Below are 26,539 nucleotides of genomic sequence, written 5' to 3'. Positions count from 1 at the left end.
AGAATGACGACACAAACAGACTGGACCTATGACGGTTCACTAGACCAACCAACACCCACTACACCAGACCAGGAACGAGCAAAGATTGCGGCACTTTTTGGTAAAGGTGACCCAGCACCAAGTCCTACAACAGAAACGGTTGATTATCAGGCAGAATTTCAAAAACTAAAGGCTGGTGAATTACAACAAGCCTCGCAGGAAAATACCGAAATGTCACCAGCAGTAGTAGCACTTCCCAGCCCTATTTTGGACAAAGACCCAACCACGCTTTACAAGGAGCATCTTCAGAAACAGCTCACCAGTCATGAAGCAGACATGAGCAACTACCAGTTGGAGCTTGACCGTTTGCAGGGATTGGTCAATGAGAAAGGCAACACCATAAAAACCATCACCGCCATTCTAAAGGCGATGGATACACTTGTCTAAGCGAACAGTCCTTCTGGGACTGTTTTTTGCGAAAGGAGCAGCATGTTAAGAGACCTATTCAAACCTAAAGAGAAGAACGTTTCACTATCATCAGACCGTTTCAAGTCTTTGATTCATACCTTATCAGCCATGACGGATACAGAGTTAGACAAGGTTGAAAAGTTAATCAATTTAGTTTTTAGCCAAGAGGAGCAAGAAGCGCCAGCAAGTTATCCTGAACCAACGAGCCTTGTTGTTCAGGAAGAGAGTTTAGATGACCGTATTGAGACAGCCAGAGCAAGGTTAAAGACAGAAGAGTTGGAAAATCGGATAGAGCAGTTTAAGCAGAGTAAGAAATAGAACTTGCACCAAAAATGGTGCAAGTTCTTTGCGTTTGTGCTATAATAGAGTTGAAAATAGAAATGAGGTTACCCATGATTCAAGCAAATATTAAGGCACTCCGCCAAGAGCAACAATTATCTCAATCAGAATTTGCGGAGAAGATCGGTATTTCCCGTAATAGCCTGAGCCGTTACGAGAACGGTATTAGCTCTGTATCAACTGAACTGATTGATCGCATTTGTCATCAATTTAATGTCTCTTATTTGGATATTGTAGGAGAAGAAAAGATGTTAACTCCAGTAGAAGATTATCAATTGACGCTAAAAATAGAAGTTATTAAAGAGCGTGGAGCAGCGATTTTATCCCAACTATATAGCTATCAAGATAGTCAAGGAATAGCTTTTGACGATGAGACTAATCCTTGGATTTTGATGAGTGATGACTTGTCGGATCTTATCAATACTAGGATTTACCTGGTTAACACGTTTGATGAAGTAGAGCGCTACAATGGTTATTTGGATGGTATTGAGCGTATGTTGGATCTTGCTCGTCATCAGGTGGTGGCTTAATGCGGTTAGAAAAATTTGGCCAAGATGATTTTGACTTAGCCTTAAAACGGATTGTTCGCTCATTAACTCGTGGTAAAACGACATCAGTTAATCCAATAGCAATTTTGCTTGGTGGGCAAAGCGGAGCAGGTAAAACAACGATACACCGTATCAAGCAGAAAGAATTTCAAGGTAATATCATCATTATCGATGGAGATAGCTATCGTTCTTTTCACCCCAATTACCTTGCTTTACAAGAAAAATATGGTAAAGATAGTGTTGATTACACTAAAGTTTTTGCAGGGAAAATGGTTGAACACCTAGTAAAAGAATTGAGCAAACAAGGCTATCATTTGTTAATTGAAGGAACTTTGAGAACGACAGAAGTCCCACGAAAAACAGCACAGCTATTGAAATCAAGGGGATATCAAGTCTCACTAGCATTGATAGCAACTAAGCCTGAATTGTCCTATCTCAGCACCTTAATTCGTTACGAGGAAGTCTATGCGGTGAATCCAAGCCAAGCTAGAGCAACCCCTAAAAAGCATCACGATGGTATTGTAGAGAGCTTAGTTGATAATCTAAGAGAATTAGAAAACGATAAACTCTTTGACCAGATTCAAATATATCAGAGGGATAGAACCTGTGTCTATGATTCTGAAACAGATGAAGGTTCAGCAGCAGAAGTGCTACAAGAATGTCTCTTCGGAAAGTGGAGCAAGGTGGAGGAAGAGATGCTGAGGGTGGGGCAAGAGCGGTTGAGGGAGTTAAGAATTTAGAGGAGATTGTTGAAAGTGGCAGGTGGAAAGAATAATGCGACATCTAGTTGGAGCGGCTATAATCATCAAGGACAGGTTGGTATTTTTTTAGCTCTGAAGGAACTGCGTGAGCTACTTCAAAAAGGCGAAGATTATAATGGCTACTCTATAGAATTTGAAAAAAAGGATGGTGAAGATGTAGATATCGTTCAAAATAAGATAGTTATTTCAAGGCATCAAGTAAAGGCGAAAACAAGTGGAAAAGTTCCTAGTTCTTACAGGGATGTATTGGTAAATTTTAATAATCAAGGTGTTGATGAAAATTCAATGTATTTGCATACAATTTGTAGAATTGATGGATTTGAAGAGTATAAAGATAAGCAAAAAGGTAAGACACCACAGATACAGTTTCGTAATGTAAAACTGTATCAATATCCTGATGGTAACCAGTACTGTGAATTGACTAATGTTAGTGAATCTAAAATAGATAATTTTTGTAAGATAGAAATAAAAAGTATTCTTATGGAATGCAGTCATAGCCTTAAAGATGATGATGACCATATTAGTGAAACTTTATTTGAATTGAAGGATTTACTGTGTGCAAAAATAAGAGAGGCGCATGAAGCTGGAGGAGGATCAAATCCAGTAATTTTATTTTCAGAGATTTATAAGATTGTTACTTCTACCGAAAAACGCGAAAAACAGTCAATTCGAAGATTAAAAAGACTATTTGAAATCTATTGGAATAAAAATTTTGATGAAAATATTGATTCGTATTTATTTAATGAAATTTTAAACTTATCACCCGAGCAATTTAAATCTTTTATAATCGACTTACATCCGCACAAGAGCATAAATGCTTTGAAAGAAGAACAGTTGCTAGATTCATTACTTGATGAAGACGTTTTTGAAGAAATATTTTATGAATTTTATAAAGAAATCAATCAGAAATTTTTTAATATTTATGAGCTACGTTATAATTCAACGAAATCAAGTTACAGATTAAGTTTAATCAACAAAAAGTATAAAAAGGGAGAAGTGGGTAACCTTATTCAAACTATTAGAAATAATAGGGGGTTTCTAAAAGCAAGTTTTGAAGTAGATTATCTTGTAAATGGGAGAATAAACTCGCCATTACTTGAACACGACCTACAAAATGTGGATATTATATCACCATATGGACAACAACCTTCCATGCAGGATAATCTATTTTCAAATTATCTTGAATTTATTGATATTGAGAATACGGTCGAGAAATTAAGAGGAGAGAAAAATGAATAATTTTTTAGCTAGTATTATGGATTCTAGCGGATACAATTTGATTGAAAATACCAAATTGAAGTTGTTTGGCAATGGATATGAATTTTTTCTTATCCAAAATTTTGAAGTCAAAGAATTTGAAAAATTTTTTAATAGCGATAGTCTGGATGATTTGATTTCAAAGTTTCAAGAATTAAAAGACGATAAAATCCAAAAGAACACTTCCCTATTTGTTTTAGTTAAAGTGAATGATATGCATGGATTTTATAATCAGTTTTTAAACACAACAGTGACTATTGAAGAAGATGAGTACTATTTTAGGAAGTATGTTATTTTCTATACTGAGGAAGGTCTTGAAAAACTTGAACCATCTGTTCAATATTTATTGGATTATATTCAGAACAATGAGGGAGATTCAGGCGGAGAAAATTTATTTGATAAATTTGAAAGAAATATGTTTTTTGATGATACTTACTTTATTGCCATGCAATTGATTATTAAGCTACCATTTATTTCTCTGCCTCATTCAGGAGACCACTTTGAAATAATTGATGATAAAATTAAATCACGAATCCACTCTTTAGGGCTAGTAAAAAAAGAGAAGCAGGTGGATGAGATTTTAGAGTTGTTTCATGATGATAATATCGGTTCACAACTTGAAGATACTACCATAATAGATGGTTTGCGACACATTTTGGAGGATTTAGTTTGTGAAAATAAAGAAGATTTTACTTTATAATTTTAAGAATTTTAGACATGAAACGGTTATTGATTTTAGCGACCAGATCACTTTTTTAGTTGGACCGAATGGTTTTGGAAAGACAACTATTTTTGATGCAGTAGAGTTAGGTTTGACAGGCAATATTTCTCGAGTAAATAAAGTAACAGGAGAAAATATTGCATATAATAAACCTTTTTTTCAAAATGATAAAAATGAATCAGTTTGTATAAAATTATGGTTGAAAAAAAGAAATGGTGAACAGTTAGTTGTTGTTAGACAGTTGACTAATACTAAGCTTGCTAGTGGAAAAGTATTTGCTCCAAAAAAGTCTATTAGTCAATTTGAGTTATTCCGCCAAGATGAAACAACGGATGAAAATTTTAAAAACGTAGATAATGTGAAGTTATCTACCATAAATCAAGATACAATTGATAAATTTCTAAATATAAATGGGAAATATGACATTGCTAAGATATTCAATCTATTTAACTATATTCAGCAAGAAGAGACGACATTTTTCTTAAAACAAAATGAGCAACAACGAAGTAATCATCTATCTTTTTTGGTAAAAACTGACAAGATAGATGAAAAAACAGAAAAGATTGATAGAGTCACTAGTGAAGTTACTAGTAAATTAAGTAATCTTGAAAAAGAAAAAAATAGCTTTACTCAGCAACAATTAGCTAACATCCCTTATCAAAGATTGTTCAATCATCAGGTATTCCCATTTGATACAGAGAGTCCATTTTCTATAGAGAATCTCGATCAGTTAGAAGATTTGAAAGCTATAGTTCAGAATATTATTGAATTTAAGCAGAATTTTTCAATTCCTGAATATCAACGACAATTGGAAAGAGATAAGCGCAAGAAAGACATCAGCATACTTGATAATGCTTTACGTTTCTATATTTTATCTCCACTTGTTCAAAGACCCAATTATCAATGGCAGTGGGAAAAATATACATTAGAGAATCCAATATTATTTGAATATGTACTTTTAGAAAATTATCTTCAAACATTTGAGTCTGTAAGTCGTGATTATAGACGCAGACAACAATTAAATCAATACTGGGCCGTTCTATCTAATGATATCAATCAAATGACAGCACAGTCTTTTCAGTATATTCAAAATGATCGCCTCTCAAATGATTTTGAATCACTTAAATCTCAATTTACACGTTACCAGACACTAAGAGAAAGTATTGGACAAACGGACAAAAACTTAAGTGATTTACAACAGTTACGGAGAGAACTAGGTAAAAAATTTAATCAGCTAAGACAACATAATCATGTTGATGAAAATGGATGTCCATTTTGTAACACACAGTTTGCTTCTTTCAATGACTTAAAGAGGGCTTATGATAGTTACGGGACTTATCTGTCTGAAATTTCATCTAGAGATAGTCAGCGGTTACAAGAAGTTCAATTATGGCTGAATGAATCAATCCAGCAACTGAAGCAGAAAATCACTGATGAAATAAATAGTTTTTCTACGGATGTAGATGAAAAGTTATTAGATAAATTACAAGAATTACGCAGTTCGTATCAAAGATATTCTAAAAATGTTGAAGTTTTTAAAACATTTATTCAGTCATACACAACTATGGTATCTTATGAGTTGGGGAGTTTAGCATTTGATGGCTATAACCAGCAGTACCGGTTTAACTTGCAAGAATTTCGATCTAAATTGGTGGTTGATGATGATGTTTATAGAGTACTAGATATTAACAATCTGGAAAATATGAAGAGAGAACTGGGCGATTTAAGAGTAGAATTTCCTGAATTGCAGTTTGAAACATACCAATTAGAATCAAATTCATATTCGAAGATAAATATAGATATAATTGAGAGTCGATTGCATGAATTAAAAAAGGCTATCCACTTAGCAATTGACGAAAAGTATGCCATTAACGAGAATCTGATAGTAGATGCTGAAAATATATTTCCTACATATTTTCAAAGTACAGTGGCAGTATTAGAGGATGTTCGTATTAAAGATTTAGAAGAGAAGAAACTCTATCTAGATAAACAGTATAAACTGATTCAAAATCAGCAGTTCCAAGATTTATCAAGTCAGATAGAAATATTGAGAACAACGAAGGAACTATTAGAACATATTAATACTATATATAAAGAAGAAGTGAAACAGTTCAAAATAAGTATTGTTAAAAAGCTACGCATTCCATTCTTTATCTATTCTGCAAAAATGTTACAAAATTATCAGCAAGGCATGGGGATTTTCTTGACCTATAGAAAAGCGACGGATAGTAGTGATGAAAAGACTGCAATTATTAGATTTAAATCTGACCCGAATAATGATCATGATGTCATGAATCAACTAAGTACAGGGCAGTTGGCTGTTGTATCACTTGCGTTTACTCTGTCATTAAATACGATGTTTAAGTTGTCCGATAACTTGAATTTCTTAATGATAGATGATCCAATTCAAGATATGGACGCAATGAATGTACTATCGTTTATTGAGATTTTACGTCATGGCATTATTGATAAGTATCAAATTATCTTATCAACTTATAGTGATTACAATGCGCTATTTATGGGGTATAAATTTGTCAATTCAAATTCACAAGTTGACATTGATTATAAAAATGTAAGAGAGTTACAAGGATAAGTATTCTTTTCCAAGAGCCATTTGGCTCTTTTTCTTTTCCTGTGATAATTTTTCCAGCTCTGTCTTGTTACACTCTATCTAGGTTTAGAAAATCAACCCTTGATTTTTGATTGGGGGTTTGGGGGCGAAGCCACCATAGTTTCTTATCGTCGGCTGACAAACCTGTAAGGTTTTGGTTCAGCTGGCGATTAGATTTTGGGTTATTGTGGACACAATAACTGAGCTCGCAAAAGCCGAAAAGCGAAGCGTTGAGGCTTTTTGGAAGCACCCGTATCCCATACGGTATCGGGGCTGACCCGATAGGGGCAAGTAGAGAAGGAGTATAACGAGATGACAGACCACTATCGCATTATCCGTAAGGAAATCAATCTAACCCCAGAGGAGTTAGAGATGATTCAGAATCTGATGAAGCAGGAGCACGCTGACCAGTTTTCACCCTTTGTCCGTCAAAAGCTGATGGACTTGGTTGAGAGGAAGCAGGCAGTAACGGATTGGTTTGCCCTCTGGCAGTCTCAGAAGATTGAACAAATCAGCCGAGACATCTTACAGGTGACTATCATGGCCGAACAGACCCAGCAGGTCACGGCAGAGCATTTGCGAATTATCTTGACCTGTGTGCAAGAGCTGATGGCTGAAGTAGAGAAGTCTATCCCACTCAGTCCAGATTTTCGTGATAAGTACATGGGAGGTTAGATATGGAAAATCGCTATCGTACCAACCTCAAAAAAGTCTTTCTGACAGACCAGGAGTTGGCAACTTTGAACGACCGTATCGGACAGAGTGGCTGTAAAAATTTCTCTGCTTATGCCAGAAAGGTGCTGCTCAATCCCAACATGACCTTTCTGACCATTGAGACCAGTAACTATGAGAATCTGGTCTTTGAACTGAAACGTATCGGAAACAACCTCAATCAAATTGCACGGACAGTCAATCAGACTCACATCTTAACATCAAGCGACCGTGAACTCTTGGTGCAGGGCATTAGTCAACTCATCAAGGAAGTGGAGAAGGACTTTAACATCAAGTGCCAGCAGTTGAAGGAGTTTTATGGTCGTCACTAAGCACTTTGCGGTTCACAGCACCAAGTACCGCAAGAGCCTCATCAAGTACATTCTCAATCCAGAAAAGACGAAGCAGCTGAAGTTGGTCTCTGATTTTGGCATGAGCAATTACCTGGATTTTCCCACATATGAGGAGTTGGTGGAGATGTATCAGGCCAACTTGACCAACAATGATCGGCTCTATGATTCCAGGAACGACCGCCAGCAAATCAAGCAGACCAAAATCCACGCCCATCACTTGATTCAGTCCTTTTCTCCTGAAGATAATCTGACAGCTGAAGAGATTAACCGCATTGGTTACGAGACTATCAAGGAGTTGACAGGGGGCAACTTTCGTTTCATCGTCACAACCCACACCGATAAAGACCATATCCATAACCATATCCTGATAAATTCCATTGACCTCAATTCGTACAAAAAGCTCAAATGGGACTATGCCCAAGAGAGAAACCTTCGCCTGATTTCTGACCGCTTGGCCAAGGAAGCAGGAGCAAAAATTCTCCCGCCCAATCGTTACTCGCATGAGCAGTTTGAAACCTATCGAAAGACTAATCACAAGTTTGAACTCAAGCAGCGGCTCTATTTTCTGATGGAGAACAGCAAGAGCTTTGAGGACTTTATGGCCAAGGCTCCCGCTCTCAACGTGGAGATGGATTTCTCTCGTAAGCACGCCAGATTTTTCATGACCGATCGAGACATGAAGCAGGTCATTCGCGGCAATCAGCTGGATAAGCGACAGCCCTACACCGAGGATTATTTCAGAGAGCATTTTGCCAAACGAGCCATTGAGCAGCGACTGGATTTTATCTTGCCCAGAGCACGTGACCTCTCTCATCTTTTGGAAATAGCAGAGCAGTTAAATCTAAAAATCTCTCAAAAGAAAAAGCATGTGACTTTTACCTTGAAAGAGGACGACCGAACCATTTCCATTGAGAATAAAAAGGTCAGCACAAAACACCTCTACGATGTCCAGTTTTTTGAAGAGTATTTTGATAACAGAGACATCATACCAGACCCTGATTTGACTAATCTGGTCTCAGACTTTGAAACCTACCAAGAAGAGCAGGACAAGGACAAGCTCCCTAGTGAAGAACTCTTGGCAGCCTACAAGGATTTCAAGGAGAAGCGAGATAAGATTCAGGAGTTTGAAGTTGTTCTAGTAGACCACCAGCTTGACAAGCTGGTCAAGGACGGCATCTTCATCAAGATGACTTACGGCATCAAAAAAGACGGCTTGGTCTTTATCCCGAACCGTAACTTGGATATTCATGAGAGCGAGCAGGGCAAGACCTACCATGTTTTTATCCGTGAGACCGCTCAGTTTTTCATCTACAACAAAGAAAGTTCAGACCTCAATCGTTACATGAGAGGCCGTGAGCTAATTCGTCAACTCACTCACGACAGCAAGCATATCCCTAAACGCAGGCGGCCAACGATTGCCAGTCTTAAAGAGAAAATCGCAGAGGTTAATCTTCTCATTAAGTTAGACCTCAACAACCAATCTTATCAGGAAATCAAAGACGAGTTAATCAAGGACATCGCCCAGCTGGATTTGACCATTACAGATTTGCAGGATAAGGTTGCTCATCTTAACAAGGTAGCAGAGGTTTTAATCAATCTCAACAACTCAGACCCAGAAAATAGAAGACTGGCAAAATATGATTATGCCAAGATGAACCTGACACCGACCATTAAACTGGAGCAGGTTGAGAAAGAAATAGCAGAAAATCAAAAATCCATGATGAAATGGATAGATGATTACGAATATAAGATTAGAAGGCTAGAGAAATTCGTTCAGACGATTAGTCAGTCTCTATCTTTCCTTGACCGTAAAGGCCATCCAAGTAAAAATGAACTTGGTCTCTGATAAATGTTAATGATTTATTGTTTGTCGTATCAATCACGCCAAATACCCGATAATGATTTTTGAAGAGCTCTTCATAATCAATATGGCTACCTATGATGATGACTTCTGATTTTTCTGAACGAAATCGGATATCTTTTAAATAGAGATCCATTTTTTCAACTGTTAAAAATTTTGATTTTATGATAAAATAAGTAGAAGATTTATAGTTGTAGTTAATCTTATGTCCTTGTAAAATATTTGTATTTCTGACTGTTTTTCTTAAGAAATAATAATTTAAATATAAATATAAAATATAGCCAAATAAAGAATAGTGTAAAATTTGAATTGACTTCATAGCTTTCCTTTCTTTTGATATTAGTTTATCAAAGTAAGGAAGATTAGCTTTATTGAGATACTGAAAAGTATCTATTTCATCATGAAATGTCAAAACTAAGGTGATTTTTACCATTTAAGATATTATAGCTACCATCTAAGATTTTTAACACAATAGCCTTCCTAGTTATGATAAGATAAAAATGATAGAAGGAGGTTAACCATGAAAGACTATATTTTATATCAAGGTAGAGCGGTAGTAAAAGTGCCACTCTCTAAAATTTATTACATTACAACACATCCGACAAAAGCTCATTCTGTTATTTTTGTAACAACCGAAGGTACTTTTGAATCTTCAGTTTCTTTATCTAAGATTGAAGAGGAAAGTTCAGGAAAGTTTGTTCGGTGTCATAGAAAGTTTTTGGTTCATAGGGATAAAATAGCAGGATTTAACCATGAAACAAGAACAATTATGTTTTTTGATGATAGGATTTCCGATATCGCTTGTTCACGGAGATATTTTACAATCTTAAAAAATCAGTGGAAAAAAATGTAGGAGAGATGAAGTGAATATTTTCATATTAGAAGATAATTTTTTACAACAGACTAGAATAGAAGATATTGTTCAAAAGATTCTAGCGGATAAAAAGATTGACTGTAAGCATTTTGAGGTTTATGGGAAACCTGGTCAACTTTTAGAGGATATTTCAGAAAGAGGGAGACATCAATTGTTTTTACTTGATATCGAGATAAGAGATGATGAAAAAAGAGGATTAGATGTTGCAAGAGAAATTAGAAAGCTAGATTCAGAGGCTACGATTGCCTTTGTAACAACACATTCTGAGTTTATGCCTGTATCTTTTGAGTATCTCGTATCAGCAGTTGATTTCATTGATAAGGAATTACCTGAATCAGCTTTTATAAAACGCATCGAAAATGTCATTTCATTTGTTAATGATAGCCAAGGGGAGACGGTATCTGAGGATTCCTTTGTCTTTACTGGTCCTAAAGCTCAGATTCAAGTCCCTTTTAAAGATTTATTATATATCGAGACCTCATCGATTTCACATAAGCTGATTTTATATTCAAAACGTGATATTCTTGAGTTTTATGGACAATTATCAGATATTCTTGAACAGGAGCCACGATTATTTCAATGTCATCGGTCTTTTATTGTCAATCCTTATAATATATCTTCAATTGATAGAGAAAATAGAGTCGTTAAGTTTCAAAATGGGTCATCTTGTATTGTTTCAAGATTAAAGATACGGTCACTCATGAAAGTTGTTGAGAGACTTCATGATTAAGGAGTTTTAGGTGGAAGTTTTACTTAATAGTTTAGGTATTTTTCTGTTATTATGCATCTATGCGAAGGTTGTAGGTGAGAGAGTTACTCTTAAAAGAATAGTAATAGCTATTAGTCTGTTCTATATTTTGACAGTATTATTTATTAGTCTATTGGAATCATCTGAATTTTACTTTATTGGTTCATTATTGCTTTATCCCACATATTTTATTTTATATGCCTTATCGATGGATAATCTACGAAGTAAAATTTCTTTATTATTGTTTTATTCATTGTTTCCGCTTGGATTTTGGGATGTCATCAAAAATTTTTTAGTTTATTTTGTGATATTTAAGATTCCACTATTGCACGGTCTATATGAAACTAATCTGGGAATAATGATTTTTTCTTTGTTTGCTAAAATTGTTGTGCTATGTTTAATTAGTATCTTCCGATATGATTTTAGCCATTTAAAAGTAAAGACGCTTGATAAAAAGACAAAAATTACCTTAATTACTGCGAATGGTCTAATGCTAGCTTATTTCATTTTACCGCCTTATATGAGTTACATTGATAAAGTAAGTTGGAATAGAATGTCAAATTATCAAGAATTATTGACAGCGATTTATTTTTTATTATTTATTTGTTTTGTCAATTTATTGGATAGAAACTTGCGCCAAGAATTGCAAGAACAAGTTGTTTTGCAGAAGGAGATTCAATTGCAAAATATTAACAACTATAGTCAACAAGTTGAAGGACTTTATCAAGAAGTCAGAAGCTTTAGACATGATTATGCTAATATTTTGGCTAGTTTAAAGATAGGTATTGATCAAAAAGATATTAACGTGATTTCTGAAGTTTATGATACTGTTTTGAAAGACTCAGGTAAGTCCTTAAAAGGCAGGCGCTTTGATGTGGTACAGCTCAAAAATATCAACGATTTATCGCTGAAGAGTTTGTTGCTGTCGAAGTTATCGGAAGCACAGAGTTTAGTCGTACCAGTTTCCTTGGAGATTACTGAACCTGTCTCAATAAAGAATATGGAACAAATTGATTTTTTAACCATAACTTCTATATTGTTAGATAATGCAATAGAAGCGGCAGCAGAAGCGGCAGCAGAAGCGGGAATTATTGTGTGTTTATTTGAAGATGCTAAGTGGAACAAACTAGTTTTAATTGTTAAGAATTCTACTGTAGAGAGAGAAATAGAACTTGAAGATATTTTTAAGCGTGATGTCTCTTCAAAAGGAGAAGGACGTGGTATCGGATTGGCTAATGTTAGAGGTATTTTAAAATCTTATCCAAATGCTTGTTTGAAAACAACTAGTAAGAATTATATTTTTACACAGATTTTAGAAATAGAGATTTAAAAGAGCAGCCACTCTTAGGATATTCTTTGGAATGTCCTAAGAGTGGCTGCTCTTTATCGATCGTTTGTGGAAAATAGCGAAGGGTGAAAAGTTTCTTGGTTGATAAACTCCAGCTTGAAGGAACGATAGGTGCTCTCAGCTACGGCATTGTCATAAGGACAGCCAGCTTGACTGAGGGAACGGGTGATACCAAAGGCTCCTAACACGTCATCAATCAGCTGATTATCAAACTCCTTGCCACGATCAGAATGGAAAAGATTGACCTTGGTTAAAGCGTAAGGGATACTCTGAATCGCTTGATTTACGAGCTCTGCGTTCTTTTGCCAACCAACTGATAGACCAATAATTTCACGATTATAAAGGTCAATGATCAAGCAAACATAAGCCCAGCGCTTACCAACACGGACATAGGTCAAATCTGTCACAATCGCTTCCAGTGGTTTTTCTTGGTGGAACTGTCTGGCTAAGAGATTTGGAATAGGGGCTTTGTTTTTCCCTTTAGAATGTGGCTTGAAGCTAGCCTGCTGATAAACAGATACGAGATTTAAGCGCTTCATTATTCGACAAATACGACGACGAGATAGGATAATCCCATCTGCGGCCAGACATTGCTTGACCTTTCGAGCACCGTATCTGGACTTGCTTTCAAGGAAAATTTGTTTCACCATTTCTTCAAGATCCGCTTCAGATACTGGCTTTTTAGCTTTGTAATAATAGCTAGAACGCGGGAGATTCAACCAACGACACATGACTGAAATGCTGTATTTATCCTTGTTAGCAGTGATTATTTCCCTTTTTGCGCCATAACACCTGTGCTTGCTTTAAGATGTCAACCTGCATTTCAAGCTCTTTGTTTCGTTTTCTGAGGGCAATTAGCTCCCGCTGCTCATCGGTAAGGTTATCAATCGATTTGAACGATCCCGTTGTTTTAGCTTGTCTCACCCACTTGTCAAAGGTCGAGGGGGTTAAATCATATTCTTTGATCAGAGCACTTCGTTTCATACCTGCAGTGTGAAGGTCAACGATTTGTTGTTTAAAGTCATCTGTAAAATGACGGCGTACTTTTCTAGACATATTCTTTCTCCTGTTTTCTTTAATGTAGAACACTTTATAAGACTGTCTAGTTTAGTGTAACCGATTCAGTTTGTTGCATATTAAACATAAATAGATTCCTGTATAGTGCTTATAACATATCATATTTTTTTCTTTTTTGTTTTTCAAGTCTTACATCTATTGTAACGCTGCATTTATCGTTATGACATCAGGTCAGTTTTTATTGGCGGAGAAAAATAAGAAAACCACCAGATAATCTAGTGGCTGACAAGGGTTTATGTTCTAGTTGTTTTGATAATCAAGGTGCTTTATCTTTAATCAGTAAAAAGTTTTCAATTTTTTTCCAAAGATTTCCGCCAGAAATTTTTAGCAAGTCTTCAGAGGTGATTGCTGGAAATTTTTTAAAAGATGTTTGAGTTTTGTCCATATTTTGGACCTCCTTTATTTGATGTCTTTATTATAAATAAAATATTTTAAAAAATTTTTGAAAATCCCAAAAGGTACCTATATCATCATGAAATGCCATCTAGAAGTTATTTAGGATTTTATCCTTATAGTAATCAAAGTAAGTCTTTTTAGCAATGACACTAGTGACTCGACCTTGAAGACCATATTGGATGAGGTCACTAGTCTTGTCTGGAATATCTGCTAATGCAGTGACCTTGAAGAGATTACCCTCCTGTGTTTTAGTAGCGGTCCTGTCGATCGATTTAATTTTTCCGATAACAGTGACACGTTGATTGCCGATTTTTTCTAAGCTCAGACGTGCTGTTTGTCCCTCTTTGAGCAGGGCGACATATTCAGAAGTGACATAATAGGTCATAAGTACCGCTTTAGTCTCTTGGATATCGGGGTAAATCTGAGCGATTTCACTACCGCTTGGAATCAAAGACTTTCCTTCAAACTCACTATTGAGATGGATGACCCCTGTTTCAGGAGCTGTAATGGTATTGTTTTCTAGTCGGACGGATGCTTGCTCTAGCTGTGCCTTTAGCTCTGTGATTTGTGTTTCAAGCGTGGTCAGCTGCTGAGAGGCTGTTTGTAGAAACTGTGTTCTTAGAACCTCAACCTTTGTTCCAAAGCTGTTATCATAGGTCGCAACAGAGCCAGTTCCAGCTCGTTGGATGTTCAGACTAGCGATGGATGCTTCTAGCCCTGAGATGCTTTGATTGATTTGGGAAAGGTATTGATCCGTTAATCCTGTCTGGGAGTCTTGCTGGGATTGGGCTAAGAAATTGTTTAAGGTGGCTTGGTGTGGATTTCCAGATGACAAACTCAAACTTTTATTGGTAATGGCTTGACGAAGCTCCTCGTACTCTGCTATTTGGTGATAGATTTGATTGATTTGCGTGTCAATCGCAGCAATGGTATTACCTGCTAGGGCGGCTTGGTTACTCACCTCAGCATTGATTTTTGAGATACCACGTTCGATGTCCTGCGATTGAGTGATAAAGTTGTTAAAAGTATTGATATAGCCAAATTCGTCCTCCCCTGTAAAGAGATTTGTTCCCTGTGACAGGCTTTCTTTGAGGGTTTCGAGTCCAGTTTTCTGTCTATTTAGAGTGGCTAGCTGGGTTTCAAGGGCTTGTTTTTGGGAACTCTCCATAGTTTCAGCGTATTGGATGATGAGCTCATCCTTTTTAACCAGCTGATTATTGGCTAGATTATTGGTTGTGATAGGGTTATTGCTTGTGGATTGGATGGAAGCGATGATTGTCGTCGGAGTAATCTCACCTCTTGATGTGACGGTAACCTCCTTTTTGGCAAAAAGGGAGAAGGTTAGAAGAAAACCGACTAATAATACCAAGGGGACAATTAAGAGTGTCGTAAAATTATGGTAGCGCCTCTGATAAAATTCAGCACTTTTGAACAAATTAGGGTTCATGCTTAGTCTCCTTACTTGCTAAATAGATGATGGTAGAAACCTTGTTTGGTCATCAATTCGTGATGTGAACCAGTCTCAATGACCTTCCCTTGGTCAAGAACGATAACTTGGTTGGTTCGCTCAGAAATACTGAGGCGGTGTGCGACAAAGATGATGGTCTTGTCTGTCATGGCCATTAAATTATCAATGACCTTTTTTTCCGTTAAAACATCAAGACCACTGGTGGCTTCATCAAGAATAAGAACAGGGGCTTTAGTCAGTAGTGCCCTAGCCAAAGCAATCCGTTGTTTTTGACCGCCTGATAATCCAGCTCCGTCTGACAATTCTGTTTGATACCCCATAGGCATCTGTTCGATGTCTTGGCGAATTTCAGCAATTTCACAAGCTCTGATAATATCTTCCTGACTAATCAGTTGATTGGCCCCTAAAGTCAAGTTTTCTAAGATTGAACCACTGAAGATGTAAGCTTGTTGTGGGAGGTAGTTAATGTGTTGCCGAAGCGTCTTTTTATTAACCAGTTTAAGGTCATTGTTATTGATGGTGATTCGGCCCTTGTAAGGCTCAAAGAAATTGACAATCATCTTGGCCAAGGTTGTCTTTCCTGAGCCGCTAATCCCCACTAGACTGACCTTATCGCCTTGTTTGATGGTCAGATTGATATCAGATAGGGTGTCACGTCCAAAACCGTACTTATAGGAAAGGTCTTCAAAGCGAATATCGCCAGTCAGGAACTGTGAATCTGTTAAGGTCTGACTGTTTCTGAATTCAGATTCAACTAAGTAGACTTCATTTAGGCGATTGTTAGCCACCTTGGCAGACTGGAGCTTGGTTTGGAGGTTGATAATATTTTCTAAAGGATTGGTAAAATAAGATAGAAGGGTGTTGAAGGTGATCAGTTGTCCAACAGAAATGTGTCCATTCATGACTAATTGAGCACCAAACCACAAGATGACAATATTTAGAATGAGTTGAGCTCCCTGTTTAAGGGTGGTTTGAAGGATAGAGTATTTACTGAGTTTGAAGGATTTGTTCAGGTAATCCACGAACTCGCTATCAATCTTATGGTAGCGGCTTTCTTCGCTGGTCAAGGATTTGATAGTTTCAATGCCGTTAATGTCTTCGATAATAGCAGAGCTGACCATAGAATTGCTTTGCATAACATCGTTATTCATCTTCTCAAACGGCTTCATAAAAGCAAAAATAATGATGATGTAAATGGGAACTGAAATCAGGGAGAGCAGGAAGAGGTTGGTGTTTTGTACCAACAGCACACTACCAACGATGGTCAAAATGGAGACATCAAGGAAAAGTGACAAAATTGTTGAAGCAAGAGCATCAATAATCGAATTGGCATCTGTAAAGCGAGAGATGACCTCGCCAGTCCGCCGTGTCGCAAAGAAGGACATAGGCAGTTCAAAGATGTGACGGATATAGGAGAGAATTACATCAATACTTAGTCGCTGGCTGAGTACGGTCAAGAGGTAATCTCGTGAGAAACTCATCATCTGCTGGAGGATGTAGGTGATGATCAGACCGATGGAGATAATACCTAAGGTAGACTTCATCTGATTAGGGATGTATTCATCCAAAATCCCTTGCAGGTAGTAAGAACCACCAATATTGATAAGCGTCACCAAAAGGCTAGCCAAGACGATATAAAAGATAAGAGAACGTTGCCTGAAAATCAAGGGGAGAAAACTCATTAGGCCGTTCTTTTTATCCTTGTGAAGTTTATAGCTAGGCTCTGGCGCAAGAAAGATAGCGACACCTGTCCACTCAGAAGCAAAACGCTCCTTGGTCATCTTGGTGACTTTGACCGTAGGGTCAGGGTCACCAATGATGAGGTGGTCTTTTTTGTTGTGATACACCACATAGTAGTGTTGGAGTTTGCCTTCTTTATTGACGTGAACGATGAAGGGATAGGGAACGTCATCCATATCAAAGAGGCTCATGTCAGCCTGGATGGCCCTGGTTTCAAAGCCCATCTCTTTGGCTGCTTTAACGATACCAAGAGCGGTTGTTCCCTCCTTATTGGTTTTGGCCAACTCTCTTAAATGAGCTAGGGAATAATCAGAACCATAAAACTTGGCAATAGAGGCTAAAGCAGCCACACCACAGTCTCTCGCATCGATTTGAGGAACAAAAGTTCGTTTGTAAGAGGTCATTTGTCAAATCCTTTCTTGTTAGTGACAAGACTATTATGACAAAAAATCAAAGAAAAAAATGTCTAAATCTTAAATGGTATCCATAATATCCTGAATGGTATTTTTTGTAGCTTGAAAATTGGTTAATGCTATTTCTTCGACGTTTTATTTTTAATCTTGAACGGTTGAAAAAATATGAAAAAAGACATTTCGTGATGAAAATCGTACATTTGAAGATTTTTAGGTGGTAATCTTTTTTCTCGTGCTATACTAGACTTGTCAAGGTTGCAATCCGACAAAATATAAAATCTATATCATAAAGGAGGTACTCATCATGAATACACAACTCATCTCACAATTTGAATCTTTGGACACCGAATTACTTGCCACTATTGAAGGTGGAGGAGGAAATTGGTGGGGACCACTACTGCCAGGTTACGAGCAACTTTTATCAAGCATTTGCGGCCTTGCAGATGGATTGAAAGGCAGGAAGCATAAAGGAAGTTGTTAGCGAGCTGTTAGGTGAGAGAAAATAGATTGAGAGAGAAAAATGAAATTATTAAAACTATGTGGTTTGATAATGGTAGCAATCTTATTAAGCATAGTGATACAAATTCCAACTTATCTGGGAGTCACTCTTTTTAATGAGAATATTATTCTTAAAATAATAATCGGAATAATAGCCTTCTTGCTTATATTCGGAGGTTTATCTCTTATTAGAGAGAAGAGCTTTTCTAACCGTCCTGTTAATGAAAACGCATCTTTGAGAATTATTTTTGGATGGACGATGTCAATCTTCTTGCTGATTATTGGGATAAAATTGATGTTGCAGTTTTTTGGGATTCATGTGACTTCTGCTAATAATGATGACCTGATACAGCAATTACGTTCTCCTAATATGTGGTTTATGATGGTGAGTCTTCATTTCCTAGGTCCAACTCTTGAAGAGAGTGTTTTTAGAGGGATTCTACTAGAAGGGCTCATTAGACTTTACCCAAATCAAAAAGATGTTGCCATTTTTCTTTCATCATTTCTTTTCGCCTATGCTCATACTTACACACTATCTTTAGCTCTATTGGAATATTTTATATTCGGTTTATTATACAGCGTATTGTATTATAAATCTAGACGTTTACGAAATAGTATGTTAGCCCATATCTTAACTAATTCACTCATTACTGTATTATCAATAATGGCTGGACTACTGTTGAAATAATTTTAATAATGGAGAAAAACAATGGAAACTAAGCAATTTAAAACTTTGACGACATCTGACTTGCAATACATCAATGGCGGTGACAATGAATCATATGATTTTTGGTACAGAATCGGGAAAAATACTCGTAAAGGCATCAATGCAGTAGGTAAAGCTATCTGTCGAGCTACTCCTATTTGCTGATAAATATAATCAGCTTTTAAAATTAAGGTAAACAAGAAAATCACTCGGTTCAATTTAATTGACTAAAGTGATTTTCTTGCCTTAGGTAGAAGTTTTTTTAATTAAAAATTCATAATATCATTATGCTTCTGGCAAGCTAGGACTTAGCATTTCTTCAACGTTTTATTTTTAATCTTGAACGGCCGAAAAATTATGAAAAAAGGCATTTCGTGATGAAAATCGTACATTTGAAGATTTTTAGGTGGTAATCTTTCTTCTCATGCTATACTAAACTTGTCAAGGGTGCAACCCGACAAAATAAAAAATTTATATCATACAGGAGGTATTCATCTTGAATACAAAAATAATGGAACAATTCAATATACTCAACTCCGATGTTCTTGAGGATATCGAGGGAGGTGATTACAAAGGATATTGCAATGCTCTGGTAGCTGGTCGAATTTTAAGAAAAACACTTCTAAAACAACCGATTACCCCAGTAGATTATACCTGTAATTAGTATTTGGAAGGAGAAAAATAATGCAAAAAGAATATACAGAATTAAATGAAAAACAACTAGAACAATTTGTTGGTGGTTCGAATATTTTACCTGGTATTCGAAAAGGACTTAAAGATTTTGGGGACAAAGTAACTGGGTTTATTAAAGGTTTGGCAGGCTTCTAAATATATATAGGAGTTTAGGTGAATGTGTATGAAATGTAATTTGTCTAAAATAATTCCTAACATTGGTTTATTGATAGTGGTCCTCTATCCTATTTTAGGGCGATGGTTCATTCGAAGTTTACCACTTGGACTAGAGGGGAGATGGATTTTTTGGCTTGGGCTGAATCTCTTAGTCATGTTTGGGCTTCTTTATCTATCACGATATATAAAGAAAAAAATGTCTGTTCAAAGCACTCGAAAAAAACAGTATAAGGTTGCAATAATGATACTTGGCTTCTTCGCCTTGCTGGCTTGGGCAATGGTTGTTCAAACCTATTTCCCAAAAACTCAAAATGAGACCTTGCTGGCAACTAATTTGAACCAAGTTCATACTTATTTTCGGTATGTGCTGGTAGCGGTTATCTGTGTAATTGCTCCCATTTATGAAGAAATTATCTTTAGATACCTTGTGATGAAGCGGTTTGTTAAACAATTTAGTGACATCTGGAGCATCTTTTTGTCTGCTACCCTATTTAGTCTAGGACATTTACGTCAACTATCTGTCACTGATTTTATGACTTATTTTGTGATGGGGTTAATTTTTGCGGGGATATACCGCCATACACAATCTATTTATTACTCTATGACGTTACATATCATTTGGAACAGTTTACCCTACATAGTTTATTTCTTGGTATTTGTTATAGACTTAATCACTAAACAATAAATACTGTTCATCATCAAATACAATCTCATGAATTATGAGGTTGTATTTTTGAACTGTAGAGGATTTTTTAATTAAATATTTTTAGAAAACATTTCAGGATATTATAACTACCTTTTAGGATTTTGTTGATATTCTATCTCTTAAATCAGTAGAATGGAATTATCAATAAAAAGGAGCTTCATGTTATGAAGAAAAAATTATTTAAATCACTATCATTCAGTGTAGCTGTGTTGACCACCTTGGTTACTAGTTCTGTCATGGCTGAAAGTCCTGACCAAGCAACTCCTGAGACAATGTCATCAGCTTCGGTAGTAAACACATCTGAAAATACTACTAATACATCATCTACTCAACTACCTAGCAGTAGTGGGAATGAGGGAGAATTGACGGAACGTCAGTCGCCAACTGATAAAATTAATGAGGAAGAGATTGAGGAAGTAGTAGAAGTCACACCTGAAGAATATGCTACAAATGTCTTTGATTTCAATAAAATTAACATTATTGATGTTCGACAGGCATTCACTGAAGATGGTTCAGAACATATTCTTTATTTTGGACGTGGAACCTGTTATCATTGCCGTCAATTTTCTCCAGTATTGAAAGAATTTAATACGTTAGTTGATGGAAAATTAGAATACTATGATGTAGATGGTGAAGATTTTGATGATTCTGCTAAGGAGTTTCTTTTTAAGACAGTTGGTATTCCTGGAACTCCAACAATCCTCTATTTGAAAAATGGGCAACCTATTTCTGGTTGGGTTGGAGGAGGAGTAACTGCTCAACAACTTTATGATTATCTCTATCTTGGAAAAGAACCTGAACAACCTGCAGAAGAGACTGGGAATGGTGAACAGAATACAACCGATCAAGAGGAAGGGACACAGTCAGGCACAGTCTTAGATAATCAAGCTAATACTGAGGAAATTTCAAACCAAGAGTTGTCCGAAACCGTCTCTTCCTCTGATAAAACCAAGGCTGATTCTTCAGAACAATCCAAAGAGGTTACAGATAAGTCTATCGAAGAAGTTAGTGCCAGAGATGAGAGTGTCAAAGTTGATGCTAAAAATCAAGAAAAAACCTTGACTAAGCCAGTAAGCTCCACATCACAGGTAACACCACTAGCAAGTCGTACTACTGAAATCTCAGGTGTCCCAACATTGTCTAGAAAAGAGGAAACGGTAAGTCAACAGACCTCTCAGACTGTTTCAAGCATTACAACCTTACCTAGAACAGGAGAAGAAAATTCGATTAATCTTGTGCGTATCGGTCTAGCTTTCTTGATGGCTTCAGGATTTGCATGTATTAGTCGTTTGAGAACTAAGCAGGAGGGTTAGATAATGCAACGTTTTAAAAATATACTGAAGTTTATTGGGCTAATCTTTCTTACCTTGAGTGTCAATATCTTTCCAATGAGATTGATTGCTACTCAAGAGACAACTCCAACTTATGTGCAGTGGCTTGCTAGTCTAGGTTATTTATTGGTTGCTAGTATCGTCCTTGTTCTTGTTTGGAAAAAATATAAAAACAAGGATGAAAAGGAAAAATTACCCTTTACCTGGAAAGACTTTGGAATTGCTCTTCTCTTTTATCTTGCTACTCGTCTGGTAGCCATTGGTGGGACCTTTTTAATTCAAATGGTCACGGGCAATGCAACATCAGCTAATGATGTCGCCTTGATGGCAACCAATGAGCAGTTGTTAAATATGTTTCCTCTCTATTTTACAGCTTTTCACGTCGCTATTGGTATTTTCGCACCAATTATGGAAGAATTAGTCTTCCGAGGATTCTTTAGCCATTATTTTTTCAAGAGTAATCAAAAATGGTTGAAATTGATTATCAGTTCTATAATTTTTGCAGTCTTGCATATTATATATCCGGTAGAATTCATCACATATTTTGCACTAGGGTCAATTTTCTACTTGGCTTACGCAAGGCGTGGAAATATCATGGACTCAATTGCTGTTCATTTGTTGAATAATAGCTTGTTAATGATTTTCTCTATCGTTAATTATTTATTGTTAATCTTAGGTTAAAAATTTTAAAAGGAGGTATCATCACATGATGATCAAACAATTAGATGCTGTTGCTCTTTCCACCATTACAGGTGGAGATCTTACGACACCAATTTATGGTGTTGGATACAAATTTCCAAATTTTAAGTATCCAAAACCAATTCCAAAACCGACACCAGTAAAACCACCAACTGAACTCATGTAGTGATAATATTTGGCGATAGAGCAGTTTGCTTTATCGCTTTTTTATATTTTTTTGTGAAAACAGCGGTAAAAACCATGAAAATTTTCACTCTTAATAGTGAAGTCTAAAAATTGAGAGTGTTTTATGAAAAATCGTTCACCACCTTTTTCAGCCTTATCAAGATTAAATAAGGAGGATTAAGATGGCATATTTTATCTATGTGAATGGGATAAAAGTTCCTGTTTCCAAAGAAATATATTGTGAGTATTGGAGATTGACAAATCGAGAAAATTATCTTAATCGATTAGAGGTCCAATATCGTGTTAGGCCATTTTCAGATTATATTGACAGTCAATTAATAAGTGTTATGACTGATGAGAAAATGGATGTTGAAAGGATTATTGAGACTAAAGAAATCTTGCAGCTACTGTATGAATCTCTGCTTACGCTTAATGATGATGAGTATACTCTAGTCAAGGACTTGTTTTTTGAGGACAAAACATTAAGTGAAATTTCTCAGTCCGAAAAAGTTTCTATCTCAACAGTTGCTAGACGGAGAGATAGAATTTTGAATTATCTCAAAAAGTTATTGGAGTAGGGCGGTAAAAGCTGTCAAATTTTCACTCTATATAGTGAAGGGGAACTAAAGTCCTTGTTATTGCCCGTTGACAACTGAATAGACCAATGTGGGACTTTCTCACTTGTCAAGCAATTTAGTCGGATACGCTAGGATATGAGCGAGCAATATCAGCTATAAAATAGGTCGGTCACCTATCTGCCAGGACAACAAGTGAGGATAATGATACTTCTAACCGTTTAGGCTGCCATCGAGAAAGGACAGCGGGTGCAATCCCCATGTAGGACTTAACCAGTTCTGCCCACTGAGGTCATAAATTTTATAGTAAAGGAAATAACAGTTATGGAAAAAACACAAACAGGTGCGGATTTACCGCAGGTTGTGATTGAAGGTTATAAGGTGACGGTGCAAGTGACGAATAAGTCACTTAGTCTGACGGATATTTTAGATGATTTACTAGGTCGAAAGCTTGAAAAAATTTGAGTTTTTAGCGGACATGTTTTTAGAAATGATGTAAAATAGAGTTGTAGAACCTCAGTCCTTAATCGGTAAGCACCTAAACACTGATTAAGGAGAGACACATGACAAACGCCTGTATTTATTTACGCCTATCACGAGATGATGGGGACNTAAGCACCTAAACACTGATTAAGGAGAGACACATGACAAACGCCTGTATTTATTTACGCCTATCACGAGATGATGGGGACAATGTGGAAAGCAATTCCATCATCAACCAACGCTCGCTTTTGCGAGACTATGCCAGAAATCACGATTTTATAATTTTAGAAGAATTTGTGGATGATGGCATCAGTGGCTTAACCTTTAACCGTCCTGATTTTAACCGTATGATGGCGATGGTGAATGATAAGGTCATTGATACCATAATTGTCAAGGACTTATCACGCTTCGGTCGAGATTATATTGAGACTGGGAAATACCTTCAACGAATTTTACCTACAATGGGAGTTAGGTTTATTTCAGTCAATGACCACTATGATAGTATGACCGCAGACACCAATGAAACGCATTTGGTTATGCCTATTAAAAGTCTTATCAACGATAGTTACTGTCGAGACATTTCAACCAAAGTTAGGAGTACTCAGAAAGCCAAACGTCAAAAGGGAGAGTTTATCGGAGCTTTTGCCCCCTATGGTTACCGCAAAGATGATAAGCAACGGAATCATTTAGTCGTAGATGAGACCATACGCCCTACTGTCGAGAAAATCTTTGCCCTTAAACTAGATGGTTATTCGTCAAACGCTATTGCAGGCTTTCTTAATCAAGTTGGAGTAGAAACCCCTCTACAACGTAAAAAAGCCTGTCAGGAAAAGATAAAAGGCTTTAATGGCCATAACTACAAGTGGGATACCAAAATGGTCAACCGTATTCTGACCAACCGCGTCTATACTGGCACTTTGGAACAAGGTAAACAGACCAAACTCAATTACAAGTCGCAAAGATCTGTAGCTGTCAGTCCAGAAGATTGGGTACGAGTGGAAGATACCCATGAAGCCATTATTTCAAAAAGCACGTTTGAGATAGCCAATAATCTCTTACTAAGGGATGTCAAGCATGGGAAGAAGCTGCCTGACCTCTTTGCAGGATTATTATTTTGCAGCGACTGTCAGGCTCAGCTTGTACAACGAAAACTCCGCTATAAGGACAAAGAGACTGTTCAATATATTTGTAGCACCTACAATAATGGACGAGGCTGTAGCCGCCATGCAATAAAGCAAGAGAGATTACTAGACTTAGTATCGACCTTTATCCATCAACACCTTGACTGGAAGTCTTATCTGATTAAAGCAGTTCCTGATTATTTGAACCAAGAACAGTTTTTGGAAGTTGATTTTACTTCTCTGCTTGCGAATCGTAAGAAGTATGAACAGTTGCTCCAGTCCTTGTATTTGGATTTAGACGACGGTTTGATCAATGATACAGAATACCAAGAGTTTCAGCGAAGCTATCGCCAAAAGCTAAAACAGATTGAGGACACCATCACTCAAAAGAAAGCACTGGCTCAAACCCTGTATGACAAACTTCAGGATAAGGAACGGTGGCTAAAGCAATTGAGTGAAATCCAAAAAGATAAAGAACTCAATCGTCTCACTTTAGTGACCTTACTTGACCGGATTGTCATTCATGAGAATCAGGAGTTGACCTTAGTGTTTCATGATATGGCAGAACTAGAAATCCTCCAGCAGTTTTCTCATAAAGAGACGGAGGTGATCTAATGGCCCGCACCAAGAACCGCTACCGCAAGCAAACGAGCGAAGAGATACCACTTCAAACTTATCGTACAGGCATTTACATTCGCCTATCCAAAGAACGTACGGAAAGCTGGCGAAACAAATCTCAATCCTTGGAGACACAAGAAAGTCTAGCTCGAGCTTTTGCTAAGGAGAAAGGTTTAGTTGTAACCAAGTGCTACATCGACTATGAGTATTCAGGCACAACTTTTAACCGACCTGCCTACCAGGACATGATGGATGACATCAAAAAAGGTATCATTAACTGTATTTTAATCCGAGACCTGTCACGCTTAGGGCGCAACTACATTGAGATGGGACGACTTATTGATAAAGTATTCCCTTTTATGGGGGTTCGATTTATCTCAATCAATGATAACCTAGACACTCTCAATGGGTTAGGAGATAAGAAATCCTTTGAGGTGGAAATTAAGAATTTGGTCAATGACCTTTATTCTAAGGATATTTCAAAGAAAGTTATAGCCTATAATATTCATCAAGCCAGTCAAGGATATTTTATAGGCAGTTTTCCTCCTTATGGCTATAAGCTAGATAAGCAAGAAAAGGGAGTGAACCTCATTATTGATCCGCTTGTGCAACCCGTTCTTAAAACAGTATTTGAGAAGTTAACAGTAGGTCAATCCATTATTGCGGTGACAAAATATCTAAATGAGGAGAGATTAGCTGTACCGACTGCCTATCGAGAAACGGGACGACTGACTAGGCTTGACTCGGATACAAGAGAATGGAAATCAGCCAATCTTTTGCGATTGATTAAGAGTCCAGTTTACCAAGGACAATTAGTTCAACGAAAAAACAATAAATCTTTAGCACAGAAAGACTATGTTCGCTTTGAGAAATCTCATGAGGCCTACATTAGTTCAGATGATTTTGAAAGGATTCAAGCTAAGATTAGTGAGAGAAAAAGTACCAGAAAGTCAGTTGAAGCAAAAACTCCAAATCGATATAGTGGTTTGATTTATGCCAAAACCAAATCAACTCAAATGATTCGAAAATGTCGTCATTTCTCAAACAATAAGTCTAATTATGATTACTATTATTTTACAGACTATGTTTATGGTACAATACCTTCAGAAAGACAG

The 26,539-nt window shown here is 36.7% G+C and carries 29 protein-coding genes and 1 pseudogene; 25 read left to right on the top strand and 5 right to left on the bottom strand.

The window, feature by feature from the left end:
• The 10 genes from ACERC7_RS07920 to ACERC7_RS07875 all read left to right on the top strand — a co-directional run.
• On the top strand, positions 1 to 426 hold a 426-nt coding region (locus tag ACERC7_RS07920), incomplete at its 5' end, for a DUF5945 family protein (RefSeq protein ID WP_373666636.1).
• 42 nt (positions 427 to 468) lie between these two features.
• On the top strand, positions 469 to 765 hold the full coding sequence (locus tag ACERC7_RS07915; RefSeq protein ID WP_373666635.1) for a hypothetical protein: 297 nt from the start codon (positions 469 to 471) through the stop codon (positions 763 to 765).
• Positions 766 to 839: 74 nt separating this feature from the next.
• A complete protein-coding gene (gene pezA, locus ACERC7_RS07910) occupies positions 840 to 1,316 on the top strand; it encodes a type II toxin-antitoxin system antitoxin PezA (protein ID WP_373657861.1) in 477 nt (158 codons plus the stop codon).
• Positions 1,316 to 2,074 (top strand): type II toxin-antitoxin system toxin PezT, encoded by a 759-nt coding sequence (pezT, locus tag ACERC7_RS07905; protein ID WP_373666634.1) that lies wholly within the window; start codon positions 1,316 to 1,318, stop codon positions 2,072 to 2,074. The genes pezA and pezT overlap by 1 nt, the downstream gene beginning before the upstream one ends.
• Positions 2,075 to 2,089: 15 nt before the next feature.
• The gene (locus ACERC7_RS07900) at positions 2,090 to 3,334 is read left to right on the top strand and encodes an ABC-three component system protein (RefSeq protein WP_373657859.1); all 1,245 of its coding nucleotides are present in this window, start codon (positions 2,090 to 2,092) and stop codon (positions 3,332 to 3,334) included.
• Entirely contained in the window at positions 3,327 to 4,052 is a 726-nt protein-coding gene (locus tag ACERC7_RS07895; RefSeq protein WP_373657858.1) for an ABC-three component system middle component 1, read from the top strand. The genes ACERC7_RS07900 and ACERC7_RS07895 overlap by 8 nt, the downstream gene beginning before the upstream one ends.
• Positions 4,024 to 6,666 (top strand): AAA family ATPase, encoded by a 2,643-nt coding sequence (locus tag ACERC7_RS07890; protein WP_373657857.1) that lies wholly within the window; start codon positions 4,024 to 4,026, stop codon positions 6,664 to 6,666. Before ACERC7_RS07895 ends, ACERC7_RS07890 begins: the two co-directional genes overlap by 29 nt.
• 330 nt (positions 6,667 to 6,996) lie before the next feature.
• Positions 6,997 to 7,359: an SAG1252 family conjugative relaxosome accessory protein gene (locus ACERC7_RS07885; RefSeq protein WP_373666633.1), complete on the top strand. Its 363-nt coding sequence runs from the start codon at positions 6,997 to 6,999 to the stop codon at positions 7,357 to 7,359.
• 2 nt (positions 7,360 to 7,361) lie between these two features.
• Positions 7,362 to 7,727, top strand: a complete 366-nt coding sequence (mobC, locus tag ACERC7_RS07880; protein WP_373666632.1) for a plasmid mobilization relaxosome protein MobC — start codon at positions 7,362 to 7,364, stop codon at positions 7,725 to 7,727.
• Positions 7,714 to 9,594, top strand: a complete 1,881-nt coding sequence (locus ACERC7_RS07875; RefSeq protein WP_373666631.1) for an SAG1250 family conjugative relaxase — start codon at positions 7,714 to 7,716, stop codon at positions 9,592 to 9,594. Before mobC ends, ACERC7_RS07875 begins: the two co-directional genes overlap by 14 nt.
• On the opposite strand, the gene ACERC7_RS07870 is transcribed toward ACERC7_RS07875, so the two are convergent.
• The gene (locus ACERC7_RS07870; protein ID WP_373666630.1) at positions 9,530 to 10,042 is read right to left on the bottom strand and encodes a hypothetical protein; all 513 of its coding nucleotides are present in this window, start codon (positions 10,040 to 10,042) and stop codon (positions 9,530 to 9,532) included. The two genes, ACERC7_RS07875 and ACERC7_RS07870, sit on opposite strands and share 65 nt — an antisense overlap.
• An 87-nt stretch (positions 10,043 to 10,129) precedes the next feature.
• On the opposite strand from ACERC7_RS07870, the gene ACERC7_RS07865 reads away from it, so the two are divergent.
• From ACERC7_RS07865 to ACERC7_RS07855, 3 genes are read left to right on the top strand one after another with little or no spacing between them, the layout of a single operon-like run.
• Positions 10,130 to 10,462 carry a LytTR family transcriptional regulator DNA-binding domain-containing protein gene (locus tag ACERC7_RS07865; protein WP_373666629.1) on the top strand — a complete coding sequence of 111 codons (333 nt, stop codon included), beginning with the start codon at positions 10,130 to 10,132 and terminating at the stop codon, positions 10,460 to 10,462.
• A gap of 10 nt (positions 10,463 to 10,472) precedes the next feature.
• Complete coding sequence (locus tag ACERC7_RS07860) at positions 10,473 to 11,213, top strand: response regulator transcription factor (protein WP_373666628.1); 741 nt, start codon at positions 10,473 to 10,475, stop codon at positions 11,211 to 11,213.
• Positions 11,214 to 11,223: 10 nt separating this feature from the next.
• Complete coding sequence (locus tag ACERC7_RS07855) at positions 11,224 to 12,561, top strand: GHKL domain-containing protein (RefSeq protein WP_373666627.1); 1,338 nt, start codon at positions 11,224 to 11,226, stop codon at positions 12,559 to 12,561.
• 86 nt (positions 12,562 to 12,647) lie between these two features.
• Here the strand turns inward: ACERC7_RS07855 and ACERC7_RS07850 are convergent.
• The 4 genes and pseudogenes from ACERC7_RS07850 to ACERC7_RS07835 form a co-directional block, all read right to left on the bottom strand.
• Positions 12,648 to 13,635, bottom strand: a pseudogene (locus ACERC7_RS07850) (IS3 family transposase); the annotation flags it as partial.
• A gap of 277 nt (positions 13,636 to 13,912) precedes the next feature.
• Positions 13,913 to 14,041, bottom strand: coding sequence for a hypothetical protein (locus ACERC7_RS07845; RefSeq protein ID WP_373666626.1), 129 nt, complete (start codon positions 14,039 to 14,041; stop codon positions 13,913 to 13,915).
• 99 nt (positions 14,042 to 14,140) lie between these two features.
• Complete coding sequence (locus ACERC7_RS07840; protein WP_373666625.1) at positions 14,141 to 15,499, bottom strand: bacteriocin secretion accessory protein; 1,359 nt, start codon at positions 15,497 to 15,499, stop codon at positions 14,141 to 14,143.
• A gap of 11 nt (positions 15,500 to 15,510) precedes the next feature.
• Positions 15,511 to 17,664, bottom strand: coding sequence for a peptide cleavage/export ABC transporter (locus ACERC7_RS07835; RefSeq protein ID WP_373666624.1), 2,154 nt, complete (start codon positions 17,662 to 17,664; stop codon positions 15,511 to 15,513).
• Positions 17,665 to 17,977: 313 nt separating this feature from the next.
• Between ACERC7_RS07835 and ACERC7_RS07830 the strand changes: the two genes are divergently transcribed.
• The 12 genes from ACERC7_RS07830 to ACERC7_RS07775 all read left to right on the top strand — a co-directional run.
• Complete coding sequence (locus ACERC7_RS07830) at positions 17,978 to 18,154, top strand: ComC/BlpC family leader-containing pheromone/bacteriocin (protein ID WP_373666623.1); 177 nt, start codon at positions 17,978 to 17,980, stop codon at positions 18,152 to 18,154.
• 39 nt (positions 18,155 to 18,193) lie between these two features.
• Positions 18,194 to 18,859, top strand: a complete 666-nt coding sequence (locus tag ACERC7_RS07825) for a CPBP family intramembrane glutamic endopeptidase (RefSeq protein ID WP_373666622.1) — start codon at positions 18,194 to 18,196, stop codon at positions 18,857 to 18,859.
• Between the two features lie 21 nt (positions 18,860 to 18,880).
• Positions 18,881 to 19,042: a ComC/BlpC family leader-containing pheromone/bacteriocin gene (locus ACERC7_RS07820; RefSeq protein ID WP_373666621.1), complete on the top strand. Its 162-nt coding sequence runs from the start codon at positions 18,881 to 18,883 to the stop codon at positions 19,040 to 19,042.
• Positions 19,043 to 19,561: 519 nt separating this feature from the next.
• A complete protein-coding gene (locus ACERC7_RS07815; protein WP_373666620.1) occupies positions 19,562 to 19,705 on the top strand; it encodes a hypothetical protein in 144 nt (47 codons plus the stop codon).
• Between the two features lie 28 nt (positions 19,706 to 19,733).
• Positions 19,734 to 20,411: a lysostaphin resistance A-like protein gene (locus ACERC7_RS07810; protein ID WP_373666619.1), complete on the top strand. Its 678-nt coding sequence runs from the start codon at positions 19,734 to 19,736 to the stop codon at positions 20,409 to 20,411.
• A 185-nt stretch (positions 20,412 to 20,596) separates the two neighbouring features.
• Positions 20,597 to 21,745: a thioredoxin family protein gene (locus tag ACERC7_RS07805; RefSeq protein WP_373666618.1), complete on the top strand. Its 1,149-nt coding sequence runs from the start codon at positions 20,597 to 20,599 to the stop codon at positions 21,743 to 21,745.
• Between the two features lie 3 nt (positions 21,746 to 21,748).
• A complete protein-coding gene (locus ACERC7_RS07800) occupies positions 21,749 to 22,444 on the top strand; it encodes a lysostaphin resistance A-like protein (protein ID WP_373666617.1) in 696 nt (231 codons plus the stop codon).
• Between the two features lie 25 nt (positions 22,445 to 22,469).
• Positions 22,470 to 22,628, top strand: a complete 159-nt coding sequence (locus tag ACERC7_RS07795) for a hypothetical protein (protein WP_373666616.1) — start codon at positions 22,470 to 22,472, stop codon at positions 22,626 to 22,628.
• A 181-nt stretch (positions 22,629 to 22,809) separates the two neighbouring features.
• Positions 22,810 to 23,205 carry an RNA polymerase sigma factor gene (locus tag ACERC7_RS07790; RefSeq protein WP_373666615.1) on the top strand — a complete coding sequence of 132 codons (396 nt, stop codon included), beginning with the start codon at positions 22,810 to 22,812 and terminating at the stop codon, positions 23,203 to 23,205.
• A 321-nt stretch (positions 23,206 to 23,526) separates the two neighbouring features.
• Positions 23,527 to 23,667: a hypothetical protein gene (locus ACERC7_RS07785; RefSeq protein WP_373666614.1), complete on the top strand. Its 141-nt coding sequence runs from the start codon at positions 23,527 to 23,529 to the stop codon at positions 23,665 to 23,667.
• Between the two features lie 179 nt (positions 23,668 to 23,846).
• Positions 23,847 to 25,421 (top strand): recombinase family protein, encoded by a 1,575-nt coding sequence (locus tag ACERC7_RS07780; RefSeq protein ID WP_373666613.1) that lies wholly within the window; start codon positions 23,847 to 23,849, stop codon positions 25,419 to 25,421.
• Positions 25,421 to 26,539 (top strand): recombinase family protein (locus ACERC7_RS07775; protein ID WP_373666612.1); only part of this gene is annotated, 1,119 nt, incomplete at its 3' end. The genes ACERC7_RS07780 and ACERC7_RS07775, both read left to right, overlap by 1 nt.

The sequence above is a fragment of the Streptococcus sp. E17BB genome (assembly GCF_041807725.1).
GTDB lineage: Bacteria > Bacillota > Bacilli > Lactobacillales > Streptococcaceae > Streptococcus > Streptococcus entericus.
Note: the sequence above shows the minus strand (reverse complement) of the source record. Positions and strands in the feature narration are given on the sequence as shown.

Excerpts from the sequence above, each read along its gene's own strand:
- ACERC7_RS07915 (WP_373666635.1), top strand. The coding sequence starts at position 469 with ATGTTAAGAGACCTATTCAAACCTAAAGAGAAGAACGTTTCACTATCA.
- pezA (WP_373657861.1), top strand. The coding sequence starts at position 840 with ATGATTCAAGCAAATATTAAGGCACTCCGCCAAGAGCAACAATTATCT.
- pezT (WP_373666634.1), top strand. The coding sequence starts at position 1,316 with ATGCGGTTAGAAAAATTTGGCCAAGATGATTTTGACTTAGCCTTAAAA.
- ACERC7_RS07895 (WP_373657858.1), top strand. The coding sequence starts at position 3,327 with ATGAATAATTTTTTAGCTAGTATTATGGATTCTAGCGGATACAATTTG.
- ACERC7_RS07885 (WP_373666633.1), top strand. The coding sequence starts at position 6,997 with ATGACAGACCACTATCGCATTATCCGTAAGGAAATCAATCTAACCCCA.
- mobC (WP_373666632.1), top strand. The coding sequence starts at position 7,362 with ATGGAAAATCGCTATCGTACCAACCTCAAAAAAGTCTTTCTGACAGAC.
- ACERC7_RS07875 (WP_373666631.1), top strand. The coding sequence starts at position 7,714 with ATGGTCGTCACTAAGCACTTTGCGGTTCACAGCACCAAGTACCGCAAG.
- ACERC7_RS07870 (WP_373666630.1), bottom strand. The coding sequence starts at position 10,042 with ATGGTAAAAATCACCTTAGTTTTGACATTTCATGATGAAATAGATACT.
- ACERC7_RS07865 (WP_373666629.1), top strand. The coding sequence starts at position 10,130 with ATGAAAGACTATATTTTATATCAAGGTAGAGCGGTAGTAAAAGTGCCA.
- ACERC7_RS07845 (WP_373666626.1), bottom strand. The coding sequence starts at position 14,041 with ATGGACAAAACTCAAACATCTTTTAAAAAATTTCCAGCAATCACCTCT.
- ACERC7_RS07840 (WP_373666625.1), bottom strand. The coding sequence starts at position 15,499 with ATGAACCCTAATTTGTTCAAAAGTGCTGAATTTTATCAGAGGCGCTAC.
- ACERC7_RS07835 (WP_373666624.1), bottom strand. The coding sequence starts at position 17,664 with ATGACCTCTTACAAACGAACTTTTGTTCCTCAAATCGATGCGAGAGAC.
- ACERC7_RS07830 (WP_373666623.1), top strand. The coding sequence starts at position 17,978 with ATGAATACACAACTCATCTCACAATTTGAATCTTTGGACACCGAATTA.
- ACERC7_RS07825 (WP_373666622.1), top strand. The coding sequence starts at position 18,194 with ATGAAATTATTAAAACTATGTGGTTTGATAATGGTAGCAATCTTATTA.
- ACERC7_RS07820 (WP_373666621.1), top strand. The coding sequence starts at position 18,881 with ATGGAAACTAAGCAATTTAAAACTTTGACGACATCTGACTTGCAATAC.
- ACERC7_RS07815 (WP_373666620.1), top strand. The coding sequence starts at position 19,562 with ATGCAAAAAGAATATACAGAATTAAATGAAAAACAACTAGAACAATTT.
- ACERC7_RS07810 (WP_373666619.1), top strand. The coding sequence starts at position 19,734 with ATGAAATGTAATTTGTCTAAAATAATTCCTAACATTGGTTTATTGATA.
- ACERC7_RS07805 (WP_373666618.1), top strand. The coding sequence starts at position 20,597 with ATGAAGAAAAAATTATTTAAATCACTATCATTCAGTGTAGCTGTGTTG.
- ACERC7_RS07800 (WP_373666617.1), top strand. The coding sequence starts at position 21,749 with ATGCAACGTTTTAAAAATATACTGAAGTTTATTGGGCTAATCTTTCTT.
- ACERC7_RS07795 (WP_373666616.1), top strand. The coding sequence starts at position 22,470 with ATGATGATCAAACAATTAGATGCTGTTGCTCTTTCCACCATTACAGGT.
- ACERC7_RS07790 (WP_373666615.1), top strand. The coding sequence starts at position 22,810 with ATGGCATATTTTATCTATGTGAATGGGATAAAAGTTCCTGTTTCCAAA.
- ACERC7_RS07785 (WP_373666614.1), top strand. The coding sequence starts at position 23,527 with ATGGAAAAAACACAAACAGGTGCGGATTTACCGCAGGTTGTGATTGAA.
- ACERC7_RS07780 (WP_373666613.1), top strand. The coding sequence starts at position 23,847 with ATGACAAACGCCTGTATTTATTTACGCCTATCACGAGATGATGGGGAC.